The sequence below is a fragment of the Pseudomonas lalucatii genome, from assembly GCF_018398425.1.
Classification (GTDB): Bacteria; Pseudomonadota; Gammaproteobacteria; order Pseudomonadales; family Pseudomonadaceae; genus Aquipseudomonas; species Aquipseudomonas lalucatii.
The window spans coordinates 1036961-1058054 of the sequence record NZ_JADPMV010000002.1 but is presented as its reverse complement, the minus strand read 5'-3'; the positions used below and the strand labels follow the sequence as shown (position 1 = coordinate 1058054).

The following is a 21094-nucleotide window of genomic DNA, read 5'->3' as shown; positions in this document are numbered from 1 at the left end:
GTCGAGGCGCCGAGCGGCAGGGCTCAGTGGTGTTCGCGGGTGGCGCGGAACTTGACGTCCGGCCAGCGTTCTTCCATCAGGCTGAGGTTGACCCGGGTCGGCGCCAGGTAGGTGAGGTGGCCGCCGCCGTCGATGGCCAGGTTTTCCGCGGCCTTGTTGCTGAACTCCTCGAGCTTCTTCTTGTCGCTGCACTCGATCCAGCGCGCCGACCACACGGTGATCGGCTCGTAGGCACACTCGACCTTGTATTCCTCCTTGAGGCGGCTGGCGACCACGTCGAACTGCAGCACGCCGACCGCGCCGAGGATGATGTCGTTGCTGCGCTCGGGGAAGAACACCTGGGTGGCGCCTTCCTCGGCCAGCTCCTGCAGGCCCTGGCGCAGCTGCTTGGACTTCAGCGGGTCCTTCAGGCGCACGCGGCGGAACAGTTCCGGGGCGAAGTGCGGAATGCCGGTGAAACCGATGCTCTCGCCCTCGGTGAAGGTGTCGCCGATCTGGATGGTGCCGTGGTTGTGCAGGCCGATGATGTCGCCGGCGTAGGCTTCCTCCAGCTGCTCGCGCTCGCTGGAGAAGAAGGTCAGGGCGTCGGCGATGCGCACGTCCTTGCCCAGGCGCGCGTGGCGCAGCTTCATGCCCTTCTCGTACTTGCCCGAGCAGATGCGCATAAAGGCAATCCTGTCCCTATGTTTCGGGTCCATGTTCGCCTGGATCTTGAACACGAAGCCGCTGAACTTCTCCTCCACCGGTTCCACCACCCGCTCATGGGCGGCGCGCGCCAGGGGCATGGGCGCCCAGTCGACCACCGCATCGAGCACGTGGTCGACGCCGAAGTTGCCCAGGGCGGTGCCGAAGAACACCGGGGTCAGCTGGCCGCCGAGGAACTCCTCCTGGTCGAATTCGTGGCAGGCGCCCTGCACCAGTTCCAGCTGCTCGATGAAGCGCTCGTACTCGTCGCCCAGGTGGGCGCGGGCCTCGGCGGAGTCCAGGTGCCGGATGATCTTGGTCTCGGTGCGCTCGTGGCCGTGGCCCGGGGTGTAGACGATGATGTAGTCGCCGGCCAGGTGGTACACGCCCTTGAAGTCGCGGTAGCAGCCGATCGGCCAGGTGATGGGGGCGGCCTTGATCTTCAGCACCGCCTCGATCTCGTCGAGCAGCTCGATCGGGTCGCGGATGTCGCGGTCGAGTTTGTTGACGAAACTGACGATCGGCGTGTCGCGCAGGCGGCACACGTCCATCAGGGCGATGGTCCGTGGCTCCACGCCCTTACCGCCGTCGAGCACCATCAGCGCGCTGTCCACCGCGGTCAGGGTGCGGTAGGTGTCTTCCGAGAAGTCCTCGTGGCCGGGGGTGTCGAGCAGGTTGATCATGTGCTCGCGGTAGGGGAACTGCATCACCGAGGTGGTGATGGAGATGCCGCGCTGCTTCTCCATCTCCATCCAGTCCGAGGTGGCGTGGCGGTCGGACTTGCGCGACTTGACCGTGCCGGCCACGGCGATCGCCTTGCCCATCAGCAGCAGCTTCTCGGTGATGGTGGTCTTACCGGCGTCGGGGTGGGAGATGATGGCGAATGTGCGCCTCTTGGCGACTTCGGCGGCCTGGATGCTCATGCGTGGGGGAACCCGTCGACTGAATGTCGGTCTGTCAAAAAAGGCCGCGATTATACCGGGAAACGCCGGGTCGCGCGGCGCCCTGTGGGGCAGCCGACAAACCGGAGCCAGCGCCGGCGTTGTGCAGCATTTCAGGACGCTTCGTTGCGAATCCCCCACGGCTGGCCGCGGGGCGACAAAAAGGGTCGAAATCCCGGCATTTTTTATTGATCTCAGCTCCCCCTGGTCCTACAGTTCGCGGCCGAACGTCCATGCTGGCAACGATCCATCCGGCTCAAGTACTGACGACGAGAGATCGTGCGCGATACTCGGCGACATGCCTTGGGAAGTAGGCGAACCAAAGTGGGGAAACTGATCAGGCGTTCGCGCTTTGCTATTACTTAGTGAGGCACCCCTTACCACCTTTGCTTGTTTTGCCATTTGGAGCCCCCGCATGCCGATTGAGGTTGAAGACTACTACCCGCGCGAAACCTTCCAGAAGATGAAGGCCTTCGCCGACAAGCAAGAAACCCCCTTCGTGGTGATCGACACGCAGATCATCAGCCAGGCCTACGACGACCTGCGCGCCGGTTTCGAGTTCGCCAAGATCTACTACGCGGTCAAGGCCAACCCGGCGGTGGAGATCATCGAGCTGCTCAAGGACAAGGGCTCGAACTTCGACATCGCCTCGATCTACGAGCTGGACAAGGTCATGGGCTGCGGCGTCGGTCCCGAGCGCATCAGCTACGGCAACACCATCAAGAAAGCCCGCGACGTGCGCTACTTCTACGAGAAGGGCGTGCGCATGTTCGCCACCGACTCCGAAGCGGACCTGCGCAACATCGCCAAGGCGGCGCCGGGCTCGAAGATCTACGTGCGCATCCTCACCGAGGGCTCGACCTCGGCCGACTGGCCGCTGTCGCGCAAGTTCGGCTGCCAGACCGACATGGCCCTGGACCTGCTGATCCTGGCCAAGCAGCTGGGCCTGGTGCCCTACGGCATTTCCTTCCACGTCGGCTCGCAGCAGCGCGACATCGACGTGTGGGACGCGGCCATCGCCAAGGTCAAGGTGATCTTCGAGCGGCTCAAGGAAGAAGACGGCATCGAGCTGAAGATGATCAACATGGGCGGCGGCTTCCCGGCCAACTACATCACCCGCACCAACAGCCTGGAAACCTACGCCGAGGAGATCATCCGCTTCCTCAAGGACGACTTCGGCGACGACCTGCCGGAAATCATCCTCGAGCCGGGCCGTTCGCTGATCTCCAACTCCGGCATCCTGGTCAGCGAAGTGGTGCTGGTGTCGCGCAAGTCGCGTACCGCCGTGGAGCGCTGGGTGTACACCGACGTGGGCAAGTTCAGCGGCCTGATCGAAACCATGGACGAGGCGATCAAGTTCCCGATCTGGACCGAGAAGAAGGGCGAGATGGAAGAGGTGGTGATCGCCGGTCCCACCTGCGACAGCGCCGACATCATGTACGAGCACTACAAGTACGGCCTGCCGCTGAACCTGGCCATCGGCGATCGCCTCTACTGGCTGTCCACCGGCGCCTACACCACCAGCTACAGCGCGGTGGAGTTCAACGGCTTCCCGCCGCTGAAGGCCTTCTACCTCTAGGCCGCCCCGCCCTGCAGCCGCACCAGGACCCGCCCTCAGGCGGGTCTTTGCGTTTGTGGGGCCTGGCTCGGGCTGCGGCCGGCGGCGGCTGAGGAAAAGTTCCGCACTTCGCGAAATAAATCTTGATTGATAATGCTTATCGAATAGAATCGCGTCTCTTTCTATTTGGGAGTGATTCGCATGCGCAAGTGTGGCAAGGGTAAGGGCAGTCTGCCGCAGCGTCGTCTACTGGCTTCGGCCATCGGTCTGGCCATGGCCTCCTGGGCCGGTGCCGGCATGGCCGCGCAGAGCGGCGAGGCGGTCGAGCTCGGCAGCGTGACGGTCAACGGCCAGCAGGAGGACGGTTACAAGGTCGACAAGGCCTCCTCGCCGAAGTACAGCGCGCCGCTGCTCGACACCCCGCAGACCATCACCGTGGTGCCGCGGGCGGTGATCGAGGAACAGAACGCCCTGAGCCTGCGCCAGGTGCTGTCCAACGTCTCCGGCATCACCTTCGCCGCCGGCGAGGGCGGCGGTGGCCTGGGCGACAGCATCAACATCCGCGGCTTCGGCGCCAACAACAGCATCCAGATCGACGGCCTGCGCGACAGCGCCCAGACCACCCGCAACGACAGCTTCAACCTGGAAGCGGTGGAAGTGATCAAGGGCCCCAGCTCGACCTACGGCGGCGCCGGCGCCACCGGCGGGGTGGTCAACCTGGTCAGCAAGACGCCCGAGGCGCGTGCCTTCAACCGCGCCAGCGTCGGCCTGGGCACCGACAACTACCAGCGCCTGACCGCGGACCTCAACCAGCCGCTCGACGAGCTCGAGGGCGCGGCGTTGCGCCTCAACCTGATGGGCCACCAGAACGAGGTGGCCGGGCGCGAGCATATCGACCTCGAGCGCTGGGGTGTCGCCCCTTCCCTGAGCTTCGGCATGGACGGCCCGACCCGCCTGACCCTGAGCTACTTCCGCCAGTCCGACAAGAACCTGCCGGACTACGGCCTGCCGGCGCGCAACGGCGAGGTGCTGGCCGGCGTGGATCGCGACAACTACTACGGCTTCCACAACATCGACACCGAAGAGACCGACGTCGATGCCTTCACGGTCGAGTTCGAGCACGATTTCAACGACCGGCTGAGCTTCAGCAACCTGGCCCGCTACATGGAGACCCAGCGCCTCACCGTGGTGTCGGCCTCGCACATCAACGTCTCCGGCCAGCCGGTCGGCCGCTACGTGCCGGCGGGCCCCCAGGGCCATGGCCGCGACTACGACACCAGCCTGGCGATCAACCAGAGCAACCTGACCTGGCGCTTCAACACCGGCCCCCTGGCCCACACCCTGGTGAGCGGCCTGGAAGTCTCCCGCGAGGACTACGCGCGCACCACCTTCACCCATGGCCTGGACTTCAGCGGGCGCAATTTCGATATCTTCAACCCGCCGGGCTACTACACCGGGCCGACCAACAAGCAGGACACCGCGCGGGTCGAGGCGCAACTCGACGGCGAGGCCGTCTACCTGTTCGACACCATCGCCCTCAACGAGCAGTGGGACCTCAGCGCCGGCCTGCGTTACGACCATGTCGAGGGCGAGGCGAAGAACGCCAGCATCGCCGCGGTGCCGGGCTACGGCAACCAGTACAGCTGGAGCGACGACCTGGAGTCCTCCGACGAGGTGGTCAGCAGCCGTCTCGGCCTGGTCTACAAGCCGGCCGACAATGGCCGCATCTACCTGGCCTGGGGCAACTCGTTCAATCCCTCGGCCGAAGACCTGGCCTCCCGCGGTGCCGGCCTGGCCGCCAACAATCAGGACCTCGATCCCGAGGAAAACGAGACCTGGGAGCTGGGCACCAAATGGGAGCTGCTCGACCAGCGTCTGGCCCTGAATGCCGCCATCTTCCGGGTGACCAAGACCAACGGGCGGGTCGCCAACAGCGACCCGCTGGGCGACCCGATCATCCTCGACGGCAAGCAGCGGGTCGATGGCCTCGAGCTGGGCGTCTCCGGCAAGCTGAGTGCGCGCTGGGACGTATTCGCCAACTACACCTACCTCGACAGCGAGATCATCAAGGCGGCCGCCGCCGACGTTGCCCAGGAGGGCCAGGCCTTGGCCAACACGCCGCCGCATTCGTTCAGCCTGTGGAGCACCTACCAGCTGGCGCCGGCCTGGGAGCTGGGCTACGGCGCGCAGTACGTCGGCAAGCGCAACGTGACCAACGTCGACACCGCCAAGGTCGCCGAATACTGGGTGCACAGCGCCATGCTGGGCTACCAGGTCAGCGATGCGCTGGAGCTGCAGCTGAACGTGCGCAACCTGTTCGACGAGGAGTACTACGACCGGATTCGCGGCAGCATCGGCACCGATGCCCGCTCCTCGGCCCTGGTGCCGGGCGAGGGGCGCACCGCGATCCTGGCGGCCAACTTCTCCTTCTAGCCCCTAGCCCTGCAGGCAGAGCCCCGTCAACAGACGGGGCTTTGCCGTTTGAGGAGTATTTCCCGATGATGGTGCATATCCCCCAGGTCCTGACGCCCGAGCAGGTCGCCGAGTGCCGCCGATTGCTGCAGCAGGCGCAGTGGATCGACGGCAAGGCCACCGCCGGCTTCCAGTCGGCCATGGCCAAGGACAACCTGCAGCTGCCCGAGGACTGTCCCGAGGCCCAGGCCATGGGCGCGCTGATCCTCGCCGCGCTCGAGCGCAACCCGCTGTTCGTCTCGGCCGCCTTGCCGAGCAAGGTGTTCCCGCCGCTGTTCAACTGCTACCAGGGCGGCCAGTCGTTCGGCCTGCATGTGGACAACGCGGTGCGCGAGGTGCGCGGCACGGGCCAGCGCATCCGCACCGACCTGTCGGCCACGCTGTTCTTCACCGGTCCCGAGGAGTACGACGGCGGCGAGCTGCTGGTCGAGGACACCTACGGCGCCCACAGCGTCAAGCTGCCGGCCGGCGACCTGATCCTCTACCCGTCCACCAGCCTGCACCGGGTCAAGCCGGTGACCCGCGGGGCGCGGGTCTGTTCCTTCTTCTGGCTGCAGAGCATGGTCCGCGACGATGGCCAGCGCAGCCTGCTGTTCGACCTGGACTCGAGCATCCAGCAACTCAACCGCGAGCTGGGCGCCGGCCATGCCAGCAGCGTGCAGCTGACCGGGGTGTACCACAACCTGTTGCGGCGCTGGGCGGAGCTGTAGCGGCAGGCCCCGTGGTCCTGGGCGTGGCGGCCGGTCGGCGGTGTAAATAAAGGCTAAAGCCCGGCCGTCCGGGTTTAATGAAATATGTTCTCAAATACAATCGCATCGCATTGACGGCCGTGGCGGTCGACATCCGAGTAGGTGCCTCCCGTGTTGAAGAAAACCCTGTTCCAGCTGCATTGGCTGTTCGGCATCAGTGCCGGCCTGGTGCTGGCCCTGATGGGCCTGACCGGCGCGCTCTATAGCTTCGAAGGCGAGATCATGCGCGCCCTCAATCCCCAGGTGCTGCGGGTCGAGGTGCGCGAGGCGGGGATGCTGGCCCCGGCCGAACTGGTGGCGAGGATCGAGGCGGCCGAGGGCAAGACGGTCTCCGGCCTGTGGGTCGATGGTCGCGACGGCAACGCGGCGCGGGTGTTCTTCACCCCGCCGGCGGGCGAGCGGCGCGGGCCGATGCGTTTCTTCGACCCCTACAGCGGCGAGCTGCTGGGCCAGCCCGATGGCCAGGCCTTCTTCGGCCTGATGCTGCAGCTGCACCGCTTCCTGGCCATGGGCGAGACGGGCAAGCAGATCACCGCCGCCAGCACCCTGGCGCTGCTGTTCTTCTGCCTGTCCGGCCTGTACCTGCGCTGGCCGCGCCGGGCCGCGAGCTGGCGCGCCTGGCTGACCCCCGACTGGGCGAAGCGGGGCCGTGCGTTCAACTGGGACCTGCACGCGGTGGCCGGCACCTGGTGCCTGCTGCTCTATCTGCTGGCCGGCCTGACCGGCCTGTACTGGTCCTACGACTGGTACCGCGAGGGCATGACCCGTCTGCTGGGCGATGCCCCGGCGGGCGAGCAGCGCGGCAAGCCGGGGGAGCGCCGTGGCGGGCGCGGCGAGGCGCCTGCCGGGCCGCCGCCGAGCGTCGACCATGGTGCGTTGTGGCGCAGCCTGCAGGACGCCGCCGGCCCCGGGCTGGCCGCCTGGAACCTGCGCCTGCCGGCGGCCGCGGGGCAGCCGGCGACGGTGTTCTACCTCCTCGAGGACGCGCCGCACCCGCGGGCGCTGAACCAGATCACCCTGGACCCGGCGAGCGGCGCGGTGTCCCGGCACGAACGCTACGCCGACAAGAGCCTCGGCGCGCAGCTGCTAACCAGCGTCTACGCCCTGCATACCGGCGAGTACTTCGGCCTGGCCGGGCGCATCCTGATGCTGCTGGCCAGCGCGGCCATGCCGTTGTTCGCCATCACCGGCTGGCTGCTGTACCTGGACCGGCGGCGCAAGAAGCGCGCGATCCGCCTCGCCCGGGGAGCCGTCGGCGCGGCCGGCGACGCCCAGGGCTGGCTGATCGGCTTCGCCAGCCAGCGCGGCCTGGCCGAACAGCTGGCCTGGCACACGGCCGGGCAGTTGCAGGCCGCCGGCATGCCGGTGCAGGTGCGCGCGCTGGCCGAGCTGAGCGAGCAGGCCCTGCGCCAGGCCAGTCGCGCCCTGTTCGTGGTCAGCACCTTCGGCGACGGCGAGGCGCCGGACAGCGCCCGGGGCTTCGAGCGCCGGCTGCTCGGCCGCGAGCTGGCGCTGGGCGAGCTGAGCTACGCGGTGCTGGCCCTGGGCGACCGCCAGTACCGGCAGTTCTGCGGCTTCGCCCGCCGCCTGCACGACTGGCTGGACCAGCAGGGGGCTCGCCGCCTGTTCGCGCCGGTGGAGGTGGATAACGGCGACCACGCCACGCTGGCCCTCTGGCAGCGCCGGCTCGGCGAGCTGACCGGGGTGACCCTGGGACCGCCGCTGGAAAAGCCCTTCGTCGAATGGCGCCTGCTCGCGCGCCACTGCCTGAACCCGGCCGGTACCGGGGCACCGACCTTCCTGCTGCGCCTGCAGCCGCCGGCCGACGCCGACTGGCGGGCCGGCGACATCCTCGAGGTGCTGCCGCGCAACCAGTGCGCGCAGCTGCCGCGGGACTACTCGATCGCCTCGCTGCCGGCCGACGGCGTGCTGGAGCTGATCGTGCGCCAGGAGCGCCACGGCGATGGCGCCCTCGGCCTGGGTTCGGGCTGGCTGACCGCCGAGGCGCAGCCCGGGCAGACGCTGCGGGCCCGGCTGCGCAGCAACGGCGCCTTCCATGCGCCGGCCGATGACCGGCCGCTGATCCTCATCGGCAACGGCACCGGCCTGGCCGGGTTGCGGGCGCTGCTCAAGGCGCGCATCGCCATGGGCCACAGGCGCAACTGGCTGCTGTTCGGCGAGCGCCAGGCGGCCCACGACTTCTACTGCCGCGAGGAGCTGCAGGCCTGGCGGGCCGCTGGCGAACTGGCCCGCCTGGACCTGGCCTTCTCCCGCGACCAGGCGCAGAAGGTCTATGTGCAGGATCGCCTGGGCGAGGCGGCGGACGAGCTGCGCGCCTGGGTCGAGCGCGGCGCGGCGATCTATGTCTGTGGCAGCCTGGAGGGCATGGCCGCCGGCGTCGAGCGGGTGCTGCGAGAAGCCCTCGGCGACGCCGGCCTGGAGCAGTTGCGCGAGGCCGGGCGCTATCGCCGCGACGTCTACTGAGGTGCGAGCGGGGGCCGCCGCCACTGCCCAAAGCGGGCGGCGGACTTTTCCCGGCGGCAGCGCGGCTCTAAGCTTGTGTCCATGAACAGACGAATACTGCTGAACTGCGACATGGGCGAGAGCTTCGGCGCCTGGACCATGGGCGACGATGCCCTGGCCATGCCCCTGGTCGACCAGGCCAACCTGGCCTGCGGTTTCCATGCCGCCGATCCGCTGTGCATGCAGCGCACCGTGGAGCTGGCGGTGCGGCACGGGGTGCGCATCGGCGCCCATCCGTCCTACCCGGACCTGGCCGGTTTCGGCCGTCGCCACCTGGCCTGCTCGCCCGAGGAGGTCACCGCGCTGGTGCTCTACCAGCTCGGCGCGCTGGAGGCCTTCTGCCGTGCCGCCGGCACCCAGCTGGCCTACGTCAAGCCCCATGGCGCGCTGTACAACGACCTGGTGCGCGACGATGCCCTGCTCGCCGCCGTGCTGGACGCCTGCGCCCTGTACCGCAAGGGCCTGCCGCTGATGGTGCTGGCCCTGGCCGACAACCGCCGCGAACTGGAGTTCGCCGATGCCGCCGACGTGCCGCTGATGTTCGAGGCCTTCGCCGACCGCGCCTACCTGGCCGACGGCCAGCTGGCGCCGCGGCGCCTGAGCGAGGCGGTGCACAAGGAGCCGCAGCGCATCCTCGACCAGGGCCTGGCCATCGCCCGCGGCGATCCCTTCGCCGATATCGACGGCAAGCCGCTGCAGCTCTGTGCCGACAGCCTCTGCGTGCACGGCGACAATGCCGAGTCGCTGGCGGTGCTGCGGCGCCTGCGGGCGTTGCTGGACGCGGCGTGATCCGTCTCGAGCCGGCCGGCGCCGAGGCCCTGTTGCTGGTGCTGGCCGAGGAGCCCGATGAGCGCCTGGCGCAGCGCCTGGCCCTGCTGGCCACGCGCATCCGCGCCGAGCTGGGCCCGCTGCTCCGCGATCTGGTGCCGGGCTGGACCAGCCTGCTGCTGCACTACGACCTGAGCCGCACCGATCACGAGCAGCTGACCGCGCGCCTGACCCCGCTGCTCGACCTGTGGCTCGCCGAGGCCCCGGGCCGCGCCGCCGGGCGCCTGCACGAGATCCCCATCTGGTATGCCGGCGCGGACCTGGCCGAGGTGGCGCACTCGTGCCGGCTGAGCGTCGCCCAGGTGATCGAGCTGCACAGCGCCGGCGAGTACCGGGTCGGCGCCATCGGCTTCGCCCCGGGCTTCGCCTACCTCGGCGAGCTGCACGAGCGCCTGGTGCTGCCGCGCCGGGCCACCCCGCGCCCCCGGGTGCCGGCCGGCAGCCTGGCCATCGCCGAACGCCAGACCGCGGTCTATCCCCAGGCCTCGCCCGGCGGCTGGCACCTGCTCGGCCTGTGTCCCTGGCGCCTGTTCGATGCGGCGCGTCAGCCGCCCTGTCCCCTGGCCCTGGGGGACAGGGTGCGCTTCGTGGCGATCGACGAACAGACCTTTCGCGCCGCGGGCGGACCGCTGTGAGCGGCCTGCGGGTGCTCAGGCCGGGGCCGTTGAGCCTGCTGCAGGACGGCGGCCGCCACGGCTGGCAGCACCTGGGCGTGTCGCCGGCAGGTCCCCTGGATCGCCAGGCCGCCGCCTGGGCCAATCGCCTGCTGGACAACCCCTGGGGCACGCCGTTGCTGGAAATCACCCTGGGTCACGTCGAGTTGGAGAGCGAGGTGGAGACCTGGCTGGCGCTGACCGGCGCGGATGTCGCCGCCAGCCTCGATGGCCGGCCGCTGCCGCCCTGGTCGCGCTTCGCCATCGGCGTGGGCCAGCGCCTCGAGCTGGGCTACGCGCGCAGCGGCCTGCGCGCCTACCTGGCGGTGGCCGGCGGCTTTCGCGCCACGGCGGTGCTCGGCAGTGTCAGCACCCAGGTGCGCGAAGGGCTGGGCGGCGTGCACGGCGGCGGCGAACCGCTGCGTGCCGGCGACCTGCTGGCGTGCCGGGCGGCCGGCTTGCCCCGAGGCCTCGGCGTCCCCTGGCGCTACCGGCCGGACTACCGGGCCACGCCCCTGCTGCGGGTGATCACCGGCGGCGATGCCGGCCGCTTCGACGAACGGCAGCTGCAGGCCTTCTTCGCCCGCACCTGGCAGCTCAGCCCGCAGTCCGACCGCATGGGCGCGCGCCTGCTCGGCGAGGCCCTGCAGCCGCCCCGGGGGCAGTGGTCGCAAGGGGTGGCCCGGGGGGCGATCCAGGTGCCGGCCGACGGCCTGCCGATCATCCTGCAGGCCGACCACCAGACCATGGGCGGCTATCCGGTGCTCGGCTGGCTGCACCCGCTCGACCTGGATCGCCTGGCCCAGTGCGCACCTCGTCACCTGCTGCGGTTCACCCCGGTCAGCCTCGCCGACGCCCAGGCCGAGCTGCGGGTGTTCTACCGGTTCTTCGGCCATTGAGCGGCGGGCGCCGCGCCTCGTCGGCGCGGCGCCGGGGCCCTAGGCGTTGATCCGTTCCGCGTGATGGCAGGCCACCTGGCGCGCCTCGAGCAGGCGCAGCGGCGGCAACTCCTGGCGGCAACGCGCGTCGGCATAGGGGCAGCGCTGGTGGAAGGCGCAGCCCGGCGGCGGGTCGAGGGGGTTGGGCAGCTCGCCGGCGATCTTGATCTTCGGCTTGAGCGGGTCGGGGTGGATGGTCGGGGTGGCCGAGAGCAGGGCCTGGGTGTAGGGGTGCAGCGGGCGGGTGTAGATGGCCTCGCTGGGGCCCATCTCCACCGGGCGGCCGAGGTACATCACCAGCACCTCGTCGGCCACGTGGCGCACCACCGAGAGGTTGTGGGAGATGAACACGTAAGCGGTGCCGAACTCCTCCTGCAGGTCCATGAACAGGTTGAGCACCTGGGCCTGAATCGACACGTCCAGGGCCGAGGTCGGCTCGTCGGCCACCAGCACCCTGGGCTGCAGCATCATCGCCCGGGCCAGGGCGATGCGCTGGCGCTGGCCGCCGGAGAACATGTGCGGGTAGCGCTGGTAGTGCTCGGGGCGCAGGCCGACCTGCTGCATCATCGCCTGGACCTTCTCGCGCCGTTCGCCGCGCGACAGCTGGGTATTGATCAGCAGCGGTTCGCCCAGCTGGTCGCCGACCTTCTGTCGCGGGTTGAGCGAGGCGTAGGGATTCTGGAACACCATCTGCACGTCGCGGCGCAGCTGCTGGCGCTGGGCCTTGCTGGCGCCGGCGACTTCCTGGCCGGCGATCCGCAGGCTGCCGGAGCTGGGCTCCTCGATCAGGGTCAGGGCGCGGGCCAGGGTCGACTTGCCGCAGCCGGATTCGCCGACCACCGCCAGGGTCTTGCCGGCCGCCAGGTCGAAGGACACGCCGTTGAGCGCCTGGACGCTGGCGGCCGGCTGGAACAGGCCGCGCGACACGCCATAGTGGCGGGTCAGGTCGCGGGCGCTGAGGATGCTTTCCGTGGGGGCAGGGGCGTTCATCAGGCCACCTCGTCAGTCAGGTTGAGGGGGAAGAAGCAGCGCACAGCGCCCCGTCCGTGGGCCTCCAGGGCCGGGCGCTGCTCGCGGCAGCGTGCCTGGGCATAGGGGCAGCGCGGAGCCAGCAGGCAGCCCCGGGGTCGGTCGTAGCGGCCCGGGACGATGCCGGGCAGGGTGGCCAGGCGCCGGGCGCCCAGGCTGTGCTCGGGAATCGCCTGGAGCAGCGCCTCGGTATAGGGGTGAGTGGGGGCGTCGAACAACTGCGGTACGGTGCCTACTTCCACCGCCTGGCCGGCGTACATCACGCAGACCCGCTGGGCGGTCTCGGCGACCACCGCCAGGTCGTGGGTGATCAACACCAGGGCCATGTCCTGCTCGCGCTGCAGGTTGAGCAGCAGCTCCATGATCTGTGCCTGGATGGTCACGTCCAGTGCCGTGGTCGGCTCGTCGGCGATCAGCAGCTTGGGTTCGGCGGCGATCGCCATGGCGATCGCCACGCGCTGGCTCATGCCGCCGGAGAGCTGGTGCGGGTAGGCGTCCAGACGGCTGGCGGCGGCGGGGATCTCGACCTTCTCCAGCAGTTCCAGGGCCCGTTGGCGGGCCGCCCTGCCCCTGAGGCCAAGGTGCTGGCGCAGCACTTCCTCGATCTGGAAGCCCACGGTGAAGCTGGGGTTGAGCGCGGTCATCGGGTCCTGGAAGACCATCGACAGGTCCTTGCCGACGATGTGCCGGCGCTGCTTGCCCTTCAGGCGCAGCATGTCGGTGCCGTCGAACTGCAGGCTGTCGGCCTGGACGATGCCCGGGGCCTCGATCAGGCCCATCAGCGCCATCATGGTCACCGATTTGCCCGAGCCGGACTCGCCGACTATGGCCAGCACCTCGCCGCGCTCGACGCTGATATCCAGACCGTCGACCACCGGCACGGCGTTGGCGTCGCCGAAGCGCACGCTGAGATTGTTGATCTGCAAAAGGCTCATGGGCGGCTCCTCAGGCGGCATTCTTCAGTTTCGGGTCCAGCGCGTCGCGCAGGCCGTCGCCCATCAGGTTGATCGCCAGCACGCTGAGCAGGATGGTCAGACCGGGCAGCGACACCACCCACCAGGCGCGCTCGATGTAGTCGCGGGCCGAGGCCAGCATGGTGCCCCACTCCGGGGTCGGCGGTTGCACGCCGAGGCCGAGGAAGCCCAGGGCGGCGGCGTCGAGAATGGCCGAGGAGAAGCTCAGGGTGGCCTGCACGATCAGCGGCGCCATGCAGTTGGGCAGCACGGTGATGAACATCAGCCGCCCCAGGCCGGCGCCGGCCAGGCGCGAGGCGGTGACGTAGTCGCGGTTCAGTTCGCCCATCACTGCGGCGCGGGTCAGGCGCACGTAGGAGGGCAGCGAGACGATGGCGATGGCGATCACCGTGTTGATCAGGCCCGGGCCGAGGATGGCGACGATGGCCACCGCCAGCAGCAGCGAGGGCAGGGCCAGCATCACGTCCATCAGGCGCATGATCGAGGGGCCCAGCAGGCGCGGGAAGAAGCCGGCGGTGAGGCCCAGGAGGATGCCCGGGATCAGCGACATCAGCACCGAGGACAGGCCGATCAGCAGCGACAGGCGCGCACCATGGATCAGCCGCGAGAGCAGGTCGCGGCCCAGCTCGTCGGTGCCGAGGAGGAACTGCGCCTGGCCGCCTTCCAGCCATAGCGGCGGGGTCAGCAGGAAGTCGCGGTACTGCTCGCTGGGGTCGTGCGGCGCCACCCAGGGGGCGAACAGCGCGCAGAACACGATCAGCAGCATGAACAGCAGGCCGGCGACGGCGCCCTTGTTGTGGGCGAAGGCCTGCCAGAACTCCTTGAGCGGCGAGGGGTAGAGCAGGCTCTGGTCGATGACCGGCATTTCAGTGGAAGCATTCATGGTCCGGGTCTCCTCAGCGCTGGTGGCGGATGCGCGGGTTGGCCAGGCCGTAGAGGATGTCCACGACGAAGTTGACCAGGATCACCAGGCAGGCGATCAGCAGGATGCCGTTCTGCACCACCGGGTAGTCGCGGGCGCCGATCGACTCGATCAGCCACTTGCCGATGCCCGGCCAGGAGAAGATGGTCTCGGTCAGCACCGCGCCGGCCAGCAGGGTGCCGACCTGCAGGCCGAACACCGTGAGCACCGGGATCAGCGCATTGCGCAGGCCATGGACGAACACCACCCGGGCCGGCGACAGGCCCTTGGCCCGCGCGGTGCGCACGTAGTCCTCGCGCAGCACCTCGAGCATCGCCGAGCGGGTCATGCGGGCGATCACCGCCAGGGGGATGGTGCCCAGCACTATGGCCGGCAGGATCAGGTGCTGCAGGGCGTCGACGAAGGCGCCTTCCTCGTCCGCCAGCAGGGTGTCGATCAGCATGAAGCCGGTGACCGGCTCGATGTCGTAGAGCAGGTCGATGCGCCCGGACACCGGGGTCCAGCCCAGGCCCACGGAGAAGAACATGATCAGCAGCAGGCCCCACCAGAAGATCGGCATGGAGTAGCCGGCCAGGGAGATGCCCATCACCCCGTGGTCGAACAGCGAGCCGCGTTTCAGCGCGGCGATCACCCCGGCGATCAGGCCCAGGGTGCCGGCGAACAGCAGGGCGGCCAGCGACAGTTCCAGGGTGGCGGGGAACAGGGTGAGGAACTCGCGCCACACGCTCTCGCGGGTGCGCAGCGATTCGCCCAGGTCGCCCTGGGCCAGGTCGCCGATGTAGTCCAGGTACTGGGCGTACAGCGGCTTGTTCAGGCCCAGGCGCTCCATGGCCTCGGCGTGCATCTGCGGGTCGACCCGGCGTTCGCCCATCATCACCTCCACCGGGTCGCCGGGGATCATGCGGATCAGCGCGAAGGTCAGCAGGGTGACGCCGAAGAAGGTGGGGATCAGCAGCCCCAGGCGCCGCGCGATAAAGGACAGCATGGCTATCGGTACTCCACATCGGGTTCATCAGTGCGGCGGCTGCACGGGCCAGCGCTTGGTTTTTTCCGTTGTAGGAGCGGGCCATGCCCGCGAACAGCTATCGCGGGCATGGCCCGCTCCTACGGATCGAACTTCACCTTGGAAAAATTGTTCGAGCCCATGGGGCTGAGGACGAAGCCCCGCACGCCCTTGCGCAGGGCGGCGAACTGCCTGGGGTGGGCCAGGGGAATCCACGGCGCCTGCTCGTGGAAGATCGCCAGGGCCTGGCGATACAGCGCGGCGCGCCGACTCTGGTCGGACTCCCGGCGCGCCTGGCCGATCAGCGCATCGAACTCGGCGTGGCACCAGCCGGCCTGGTTCTCGCCGGACTCGGCGGCGGCGCAGGACAGGTTGGGGGTGAGGAAGTTGTCCGGGTCGCCGTTGTCGCCGGCCCAGCCCATGAACACCAGGTCGTGCTCGCCGTTCTTGGCCCGCTTGATCAGCTCGCCCCACTCGAACACGCGGATGTCGGCGTCGATGCCGATGGCGGCCAGGTCGGCCTGGAACATCTGCGCGCCGATGCCCGGGTTGGGGTTGGTCGGCCCGCCGCCGGGACGGGTCCAGATCGACAGCTTGAAGCCCTCGGCGTGGCCGGCCTCGGCCAGCAGCTGGCGGGCCCGCTGGACATCATGGGGCCAGCCCTGCAGTCGCGGGTCGTGGCCCCACAGGGTCGGCGGATAGGGCGCCACCGCCGGGCTGGCGTTGTCCGCGCCGTACTGGGCGCGGATATAGGCGTCCTTGTCGAACGCCAGGTTCAGCGCCTGGCGCACGCGCGGGTCATCCAGCGGCGGGCGGCGGGTGTTGATGCCGATATAGGCGGTCAGCAGCGAGTCGAGTTCGAGGACCTGCAGGTCGGCGTCGGCCTTCAGCGCCGGAATGTCCACCGGCCGCGGATAGAGGGCGATCTGGCAGTCGTCGGCCCTGAGCTTCTGCTGGCGCACGTTGGGCTCGGGGGTGATGGCGAAAATCAGCTTGCCGATCTTCGGCGCGCCGTCCCAGTACGCGGGGTTGGCCCGGTAGCGGATCTGCGCATCCTTGGCATAGCGCTCGAAGACGAAGGGGCCGGTGCCGACCGGCAGGCGATTGAGTTGTTCCGTCTTGCCGGCCGCCAGCAGCTGGGCGGCGTACTCGGCGGAATAGATGGAGGCGAAGCCCATGGCCAGGTTGGCCAGGAAGGGCGCCTCGGGTCGCCGGAGGACGAAGCGCAGGCTATGGGTGTCGAGCTTGTCGATGCGCTCGATCGATTGCGCCATCGCCATGGCTTCGGCGTAGGGGAAGCCGCGCACGGACAGCGCGTGCCAGGGATGCTCGGGGTCGAGCTGGCGCTGGAAGCTCCACAGCACGTCGTCGGCATCGAGCTCGCGGCTCGGGCTGAACCAGGCGGTGCTGTGGAATTGCACGCCCCGGCGCAGGTGGAAGGTGTAGCTCAGGCCATCGGCCGCGATCTCCCAGCGCTCGGCCAGGGCAGGCACCAGCTCGGTGCTGCCGGGGGCGAAGCGCACCAGGCGCTCGAAGAGGGTTTCCGCCGTGGCGTCGGCGGTGGTGGCGGCGGTGTACTGGACGATATCGAAGCCTTCGGGACTGGCTTCGCTGCACACCACCAGGCTGGCGCCGGCGGCATGGACCTGGCTGGCTGCGGCGAGGGCGGCGGCCAGCAGCAGGTGGAGCAGGGGTGAAGGCTTGGGCATTGCAGCGTCCCCGTGGAGTCGGTGGTGCAGATCAGGGGGCGGCCGGGTAGGCCGCTCTGGCACGGAACCCGAGCCGGTGGGTAACCGGCCCGGGTATTCACGGTGGGGCTACTTGGCGACGCTTACGCCATAGAAGGACACCAGGCCGAAGGGGCTGATCTTGAAGTCCTGCACCTTGTCGCTCATCGGCTGGTACACGGTGGAGTGGGCGATCGGGGTGATCGGCACCTGGGTCTTGAGGATCTGCTGGGCCTGCTTGTACAGCGCGCTGCGCTGCTCCTTGTCGTTGAGGGTCTTGGCCTTCTTGATCAGCGCGTCGTACTGGGCATCGCACCAGCGGCCGTAGTTGTTGCCACCGATGGCGTCGCAGCCGTAGAGCACGCCCAGCCAGTTGTCCGGGTCACCGTTGTCGCCGGTCCAGCCGATCAGCAGCGCGTCATGCTCGCCGGCCTTGGCCCGCTGGTTGTACTCGCCCCACTCGTAGCTGACGATCTTCGCCTTGATCCCGACCTTGGCCCAGTCGGCCTGGAGCATCTCGGCCATCAGCTTGGCGTTGGGGTTGTACGGGCGCTGCACCGGCATGGCCCACAGGGTGAGCTCGGTGCCCTCGGCGACCCCGGCATCCCTGAGCATCTGCCTGGCCTTCTCCGGGTCGTAGCCGGCATCCTCGATGGTCTCGTCATAGGACCACTGGGTCGGCGGCATGCCGTTGACCGCCAGCTGACCGGCGCCCTGGTAGACCGCCTTGATGATGGCCTGCTTGTTCACCGCCATGTCCATGGCCTGGCGCACCTCGAGCTGGTCGAACGGCTTGTGCTCGGTGTTGTAGGCCAGGTAGCCGACGTTGAAGCCCGCCTGCTCCGGCACCTTCAGGTTCGCCTGCTGCTTGAGCGAGTCGAGGTCCGCGGGGTTGGGGTAGACGGTGATCTGGCACTCGCCGGCCTTGAGCTTCTGCATGCGCACCGAGGCGTCGGTGTTGATGGCGAAGATCAGGTTGTCGATCCTCACGTCATCGGGCTGCCAGTAGTCCTTGTTGCCGGTGAAACGGATCTGCGCATCCTTCTGGTAGCGCTTGAACACGAAGGGGCCGGTGCCGATCGGCTTCTGGTTGATGTCGGCGGCCTTGCCGGCCTTGAGCAGCTGCTCGGCGTACTCGGCCGACTGGATCGAGGCGAAACTCATCGCCAGGTTCTGCACGAACGCGGCGTCCACCTCGTTGAGGGTGAAGCGCACGGTGCGCTCATCGACCTTCTCCAGCTTGGCGATGTTGGCGTCCATGCCCATGTCGGTGAAGTACGGGAACTCGGTCGGGTAGGCCTTGCGGAACGGATGCTCCTTGTCGAGCATGCGGCCGAAGGTGAACAGCACGTCGTCGGCGTTGAACTCGCGGCTCGGCTTGAAGTATTCGGTGCTGTGGAACTTGACGTCGGGGCGCAGGTGGAAGGTGTAGGTGAGGCCGTCCTCGGACACCTCCCACTTCTCGGCCAGCCCCGGGGTGACGGCGGTGCCGCCGCGTTCGAACTGGGTCAGGCGATTGAATACGGTTTCCGCCGAGGCATCGAAATCGGTGCCGGTGGTGTACAGGCCCGGGTCGAAACCGGCGGGGCTGCCCTCGGAGCAGTACACCAGGTTGCTGGCGGCGTGGGCGACGGACGTGCTGGCGATCAGCCCAGCGACGAGCATGGCCTGGATGACGGCGTTCTTACGCATAGTGACCTCATGTCTTATTTTGATTGTCATCGTGAGGGGCCCCTTGTGGGGGCCTCGGCAGAAACTATGCACGGCGTATACCGGAGGCAAGCGACATCTTCTGCGCAAAGCCTGAACTGTAGGTCAACTATAAATACTTGTCGCATTTCGGAAAGTTTGCGGGAAAGACCTGGCAATACGCCGTTATCTGTCGATAACCGCGCGCCAGGTCGCAGGCTCAGGGCATCTGCACTTCGATGACGCCGTCGGCGTTGACCGTCACCTGGCTGGTGCCGGCCTCGATCTCCGGTGTCGGCGCCGCCTCCATCATCGCCATGCCCTTGGCCATGCGCATCGGCATCGGCGGCTGGAAGCCGCCGCTGCTCAGGTTGAGGCTGACCAGCTTGTAGCCGTTGCCGCCGAGGGCCTCGGTGGCCAGTTGGGCGCGGGCCTTGAAGGCGGCCACCGCCTCCTTGAGCAGGGCGTCCTCCTGGCTCTTGCGCGTCGGCGCGGCGATGCTGAAGTCCATGCCGGCCATCTTCAGGCTCTCGAGCATCTGGCCGGTGAGCTTCGACAGGGCGGCGAAGTCGGCGCTTTCCAGGCGCAGTTCGGCGCGCTCACGCCAGGCGGAGATCCGCTGGCGCTTGTCGTCGTACACCGGGTAGCTGTGGCGGCTGCCGAGGGCGACGCTGACCCCCTTGGCGGCGCGGGCCTGCTTGAGCGCGTCGTTCAGGGTGCGGGTGATCTGTGCGGCGAGCCTGGCCGGGTCGCTGTCCTGGGCCTCGCTGTAGAGGGTGACGTGCATCAGGTCGTGGGCGATTTCCTGGCTGACCTCGGCGCGCAGGGCGACCTGGTTGTAGCGGGCCTCGTCGGCCAGGGCGGGGAGGCTGAACAGGGTGGCGACGCCGAGGGCGGTGGCGAGACGGGATAGTGGCTGCATGACGGCTCCTTGTGAGCATTGCGCGCACGGCCGTGCGCATTCCTGGGGGTAGACGAAGTTATCCGACTTTCCGGGTTGGCCGCAGTTCCGGTTTTCGCGAAAGAGTGCGAGTCCTTCTCAGGCGGTGGCGAAACCCGCCCACTGCGGCCAGTTGCCGCAGTGGGCGCGGCAAAGCCTTGGTTATACTCGCTCGGCTCGCAAGTCGCGGCTATCTGGAGAGCCCATGCTCGCACCCGTGCAGTTGTTGTCGGCCAGTCGACAGAACCTCTGGCGCCTGACCCTGATCCGTATCCTGGTGCTGGCCGCCCAGGCCGGTTCGGTGGGCCTGGCCTACCACTCGGGCCTGCTGCCCCTGCCCTGGCTGGAACTCAGCGTCACCCTGGGCATTTCCTTCGTCCTCTGCCTGCTCACCGCGGTGCGCCTGCGTGGCCCCTGGCCGGTCACCGAGCAGGAATATGCGGTGCAGCTGGGCTGCGACCTGATCATCCACAGCGTGCTGCTGTACTACACGGGGGGCTCGACCAACCCCTTCGTCTCCTACTACCTGGTGCCGCTGACCATCGCCGCGGCGACCCTGCCCTGGCTGTTCACCATCGTCCTGTCGGGCCTGGCCCTGGCCGGCTATACCCTGCTGCTGGTGTGGTCGCACCCGCTGGAGCTGCCCCCCGGGCCACGGGAGAGCCTGCTGATCTACGGCATGTGGCTGAGCTTCGCCCTGGCGGCGGCGCTGATCACCTTCTTCGTCGCCAAGATGGCCGAGGAACTGCGCCATCAGGAGGAGCTGCGCGCCGAGCGTCGCGAGGAGGGGCTGCGCGATCAGCAGCTGCTCGCCGTGGCCACCCAGGCCGCCGGCGCCGCCCACGAGCTGGGCACGCCGCTGGCGACCATGAGCGTGCTGATCAAGGAGCTGCGCCGCGAACACCAGGAGCCGCTGCTGCAGGAGGACCTGGCGGTGCTGCAGCAGCAGGTCATGCTGTGCAAGGACACCCTGCAGCAGCTGGTACGTGCCGCCGAGGCCGACCGCCGTCAGGCGGTGGTCGAGCAGTCCTGCGTCGAGTGGCTGGAAACCGCACTGAACCGCTGGCACCTGATGCGCCCCGAGGCCAGCTATCGCTACCAGTGCCTGGGACGCGGCACGGCGCCGCGGTTGATGCCGCCGGCGGACCTGACCCAGGCCCTGCTCAACCTGCTGAACAATGCCGCCGATGCCTGCCCGGACCAGCTCGAGGTGCGTCTGGACTGGGACCACCAGTGGCTGCGCCTGAGCATTCGCGACCATGGCGCCGGCGTGCCCCTGGCCATCGCCGAGCAGCTCGGCCGGCCGTTCTTCACCACCAAGGGCAAGGGCTTCGGCCTGGGGCTGTTTCTCAGCCAGGCCAGCGTCACCCGTGCCGGCGGCACGGTAAAGTTGTATAACCACGAAGAGGGCGGCACCCTCACCGAGCTGAAGTTGCCGCGAGCCTACGGCCGAACCTGAGTCCG

General features: G+C 68.6%; 16 protein-coding genes. 8 read left to right on the top strand and 8 right to left on the bottom strand.

Annotation, left to right across the window (positions count from 1 at the left end; translation table 11 throughout):
• Positions 1–23: 23 nt before the first annotated feature.
• Positions 24–1607 (bottom strand): peptide chain release factor 3, encoded by a 1584-nt coding sequence (locus I0D00_RS18370; RefSeq protein ID WP_213641254.1) that lies wholly within the window; start codon positions 1605–1607, stop codon positions 24–26.
• 433 nt (positions 1608–2040) lie between these two features.
• Here I0D00_RS18370 and I0D00_RS18365 point away from each other — a divergent pair, with 433 nt between their 5' ends.
• The 7 genes from I0D00_RS18365 (at position 2041) to I0D00_RS18335 (ending at position 11307) form a co-directional block, all read left to right on the top strand.
• Complete coding sequence (locus tag I0D00_RS18365) at positions 2041–3204, top strand: type III PLP-dependent enzyme (protein ID WP_213641253.1); 1164 nt, start codon at positions 2041–2043, stop codon at positions 3202–3204.
• Positions 3205–3384: 180 nt separating this feature from the next.
• Positions 3385–5616 (top strand): TonB-dependent receptor, encoded by a 2232-nt coding sequence (locus I0D00_RS18360; protein ID WP_213641252.1) that lies wholly within the window; start codon positions 3385–3387, stop codon positions 5614–5616.
• A gap of 65 nt (positions 5617–5681) precedes the next feature.
• Positions 5682–6365 (top strand): Fe2+-dependent dioxygenase, encoded by a 684-nt coding sequence (locus I0D00_RS18355; protein ID WP_213641251.1) that lies wholly within the window; start codon positions 5682–5684, stop codon positions 6363–6365.
• 150 nt (positions 6366–6515) lie between these two features.
• The gene (locus I0D00_RS18350; protein WP_213641250.1) at positions 6516–8888 is read left to right on the top strand and encodes a PepSY domain-containing protein; all 2373 of its coding nucleotides are present in this window, start codon (positions 6516–6518) and stop codon (positions 8886–8888) included.
• An 81-nt stretch (positions 8889–8969) separates the two neighbouring features.
• The gene (locus I0D00_RS18345) at positions 8970–9716 is read left to right on the top strand and encodes a 5-oxoprolinase subunit PxpA (protein ID WP_213641249.1); all 747 of its coding nucleotides are present in this window, start codon (positions 8970–8972) and stop codon (positions 9714–9716) included.
• The gene (gene pxpB / locus I0D00_RS18340; protein WP_213641248.1) at positions 9713–10390 is read left to right on the top strand and encodes a 5-oxoprolinase subunit PxpB; all 678 of its coding nucleotides are present in this window, start codon (positions 9713–9715) and stop codon (positions 10388–10390) included. Before I0D00_RS18345 ends, pxpB begins: the two co-directional genes overlap by 4 nt.
• Positions 10387–11307 carry a 5-oxoprolinase subunit C family protein gene (locus I0D00_RS18335; RefSeq protein WP_213641247.1) on the top strand — a complete coding sequence of 307 codons (921 nt, stop codon included), beginning with the start codon at positions 10387–10389 and terminating at the stop codon, positions 11305–11307. The genes pxpB and I0D00_RS18335 overlap by 4 nt, the downstream gene beginning before the upstream one ends.
• A 39-nt stretch (positions 11308–11346) precedes the next feature.
• Here I0D00_RS18335 and I0D00_RS18330 read toward each other — a convergent pair whose 3' ends face one another.
• From I0D00_RS18330 to I0D00_RS18300, 7 genes are all read right to left on the bottom strand, one after another.
• The gene (locus I0D00_RS18330) at positions 11347–12336 is read right to left on the bottom strand and encodes a peptide ABC transporter ATP-binding protein (RefSeq protein WP_213641246.1); all 990 of its coding nucleotides are present in this window, start codon (positions 12334–12336) and stop codon (positions 11347–11349) included.
• On the bottom strand, positions 12336–13310 hold the full coding sequence (locus tag I0D00_RS18325; protein WP_213641245.1) for an ABC transporter ATP-binding protein: 975 nt from the start codon (positions 13308–13310) through the stop codon (positions 12336–12338). Before I0D00_RS18325 ends, I0D00_RS18330 begins: the two co-directional genes overlap by 1 nt.
• 10 nt (positions 13311–13320) lie before the next feature.
• Positions 13321–14232, bottom strand: coding sequence for an ABC transporter permease subunit (locus I0D00_RS18320; protein ID WP_213641244.1), 912 nt, complete (start codon positions 14230–14232; stop codon positions 13321–13323).
• A gap of 13 nt (positions 14233–14245) precedes the next feature.
• The gene (locus I0D00_RS18315) at positions 14246–15256 is read right to left on the bottom strand and encodes an ABC transporter permease subunit (protein WP_213641243.1); all 1011 of its coding nucleotides are present in this window, start codon (positions 15254–15256) and stop codon (positions 14246–14248) included.
• 119 nt (positions 15257–15375) lie between these two features.
• Positions 15376–16983, bottom strand: a complete 1608-nt coding sequence (locus I0D00_RS18310) for an ABC transporter substrate-binding protein (RefSeq protein ID WP_213641242.1) — start codon at positions 16981–16983, stop codon at positions 15376–15378.
• Between the two features lie 108 nt (positions 16984–17091).
• Positions 17092–18693, bottom strand: coding sequence for an ABC transporter substrate-binding protein (locus I0D00_RS18305; RefSeq protein ID WP_213641241.1), 1602 nt, complete (start codon positions 18691–18693; stop codon positions 17092–17094).
• A gap of 217 nt (positions 18694–18910) precedes the next feature.
• Positions 18911–19612, bottom strand: a complete 702-nt coding sequence (locus I0D00_RS18300; protein WP_213641240.1) for an SIMPL domain-containing protein — start codon at positions 19610–19612, stop codon at positions 18911–18913.
• Between the two features lie 223 nt (positions 19613–19835).
• Here I0D00_RS18300 and I0D00_RS18295 point away from each other — a divergent pair, with 223 nt between their 5' ends.
• Entirely contained in the window at positions 19836–21089 is a 1254-nt protein-coding gene (locus I0D00_RS18295; RefSeq protein WP_213641239.1) for an ATP-binding protein, read from the top strand.
• The last annotated feature ends 5 nt before the right edge of the window (positions 21090–21094 follow it).

Coding starts and splice junctions, on each gene's coding strand:
- I0D00_RS18370 (WP_213641254.1), bottom strand. CDS start 1,607: ATGAGCATCCAGGCCGCCGAAGTCGCCAAGAGGCGCACATTCGCCATC.
- I0D00_RS18365 (WP_213641253.1), top strand. CDS start 2,041: ATGCCGATTGAGGTTGAAGACTACTACCCGCGCGAAACCTTCCAGAAG.
- I0D00_RS18360 (WP_213641252.1), top strand. CDS start 3,385: ATGCGCAAGTGTGGCAAGGGTAAGGGCAGTCTGCCGCAGCGTCGTCTA.
- I0D00_RS18355 (WP_213641251.1), top strand. CDS start 5,682: ATGATGGTGCATATCCCCCAGGTCCTGACGCCCGAGCAGGTCGCCGAG.
- I0D00_RS18345 (WP_213641249.1), top strand. CDS start 8,970: ATGAACAGACGAATACTGCTGAACTGCGACATGGGCGAGAGCTTCGGC.
- I0D00_RS18330 (WP_213641246.1), bottom strand. CDS start 12,336: ATGAACGCCCCTGCCCCCACGGAAAGCATCCTCAGCGCCCGCGACCTG.
- I0D00_RS18325 (WP_213641245.1), bottom strand. CDS start 13,310: ATGAGCCTTTTGCAGATCAACAATCTCAGCGTGCGCTTCGGCGACGCC.
- I0D00_RS18320 (WP_213641244.1), bottom strand. CDS start 14,232: ATGAATGCTTCCACTGAAATGCCGGTCATCGACCAGAGCCTGCTCTAC.
- I0D00_RS18315 (WP_213641243.1), bottom strand. CDS start 15,256: ATGCTGTCCTTTATCGCGCGGCGCCTGGGGCTGCTGATCCCCACCTTC.
- I0D00_RS18310 (WP_213641242.1), bottom strand. CDS start 16,983: ATGCCCAAGCCTTCACCCCTGCTCCACCTGCTGCTGGCCGCCGCCCTC.
- I0D00_RS18305 (WP_213641241.1), bottom strand. CDS start 18,693: ATGCGTAAGAACGCCGTCATCCAGGCCATGCTCGTCGCTGGGCTGATC.
- I0D00_RS18300 (WP_213641240.1), bottom strand. CDS start 19,612: ATGCAGCCACTATCCCGTCTCGCCACCGCCCTCGGCGTCGCCACCCTG.
- I0D00_RS18295 (WP_213641239.1), top strand. CDS start 19,836: ATGCTCGCACCCGTGCAGTTGTTGTCGGCCAGTCGACAGAACCTCTGG.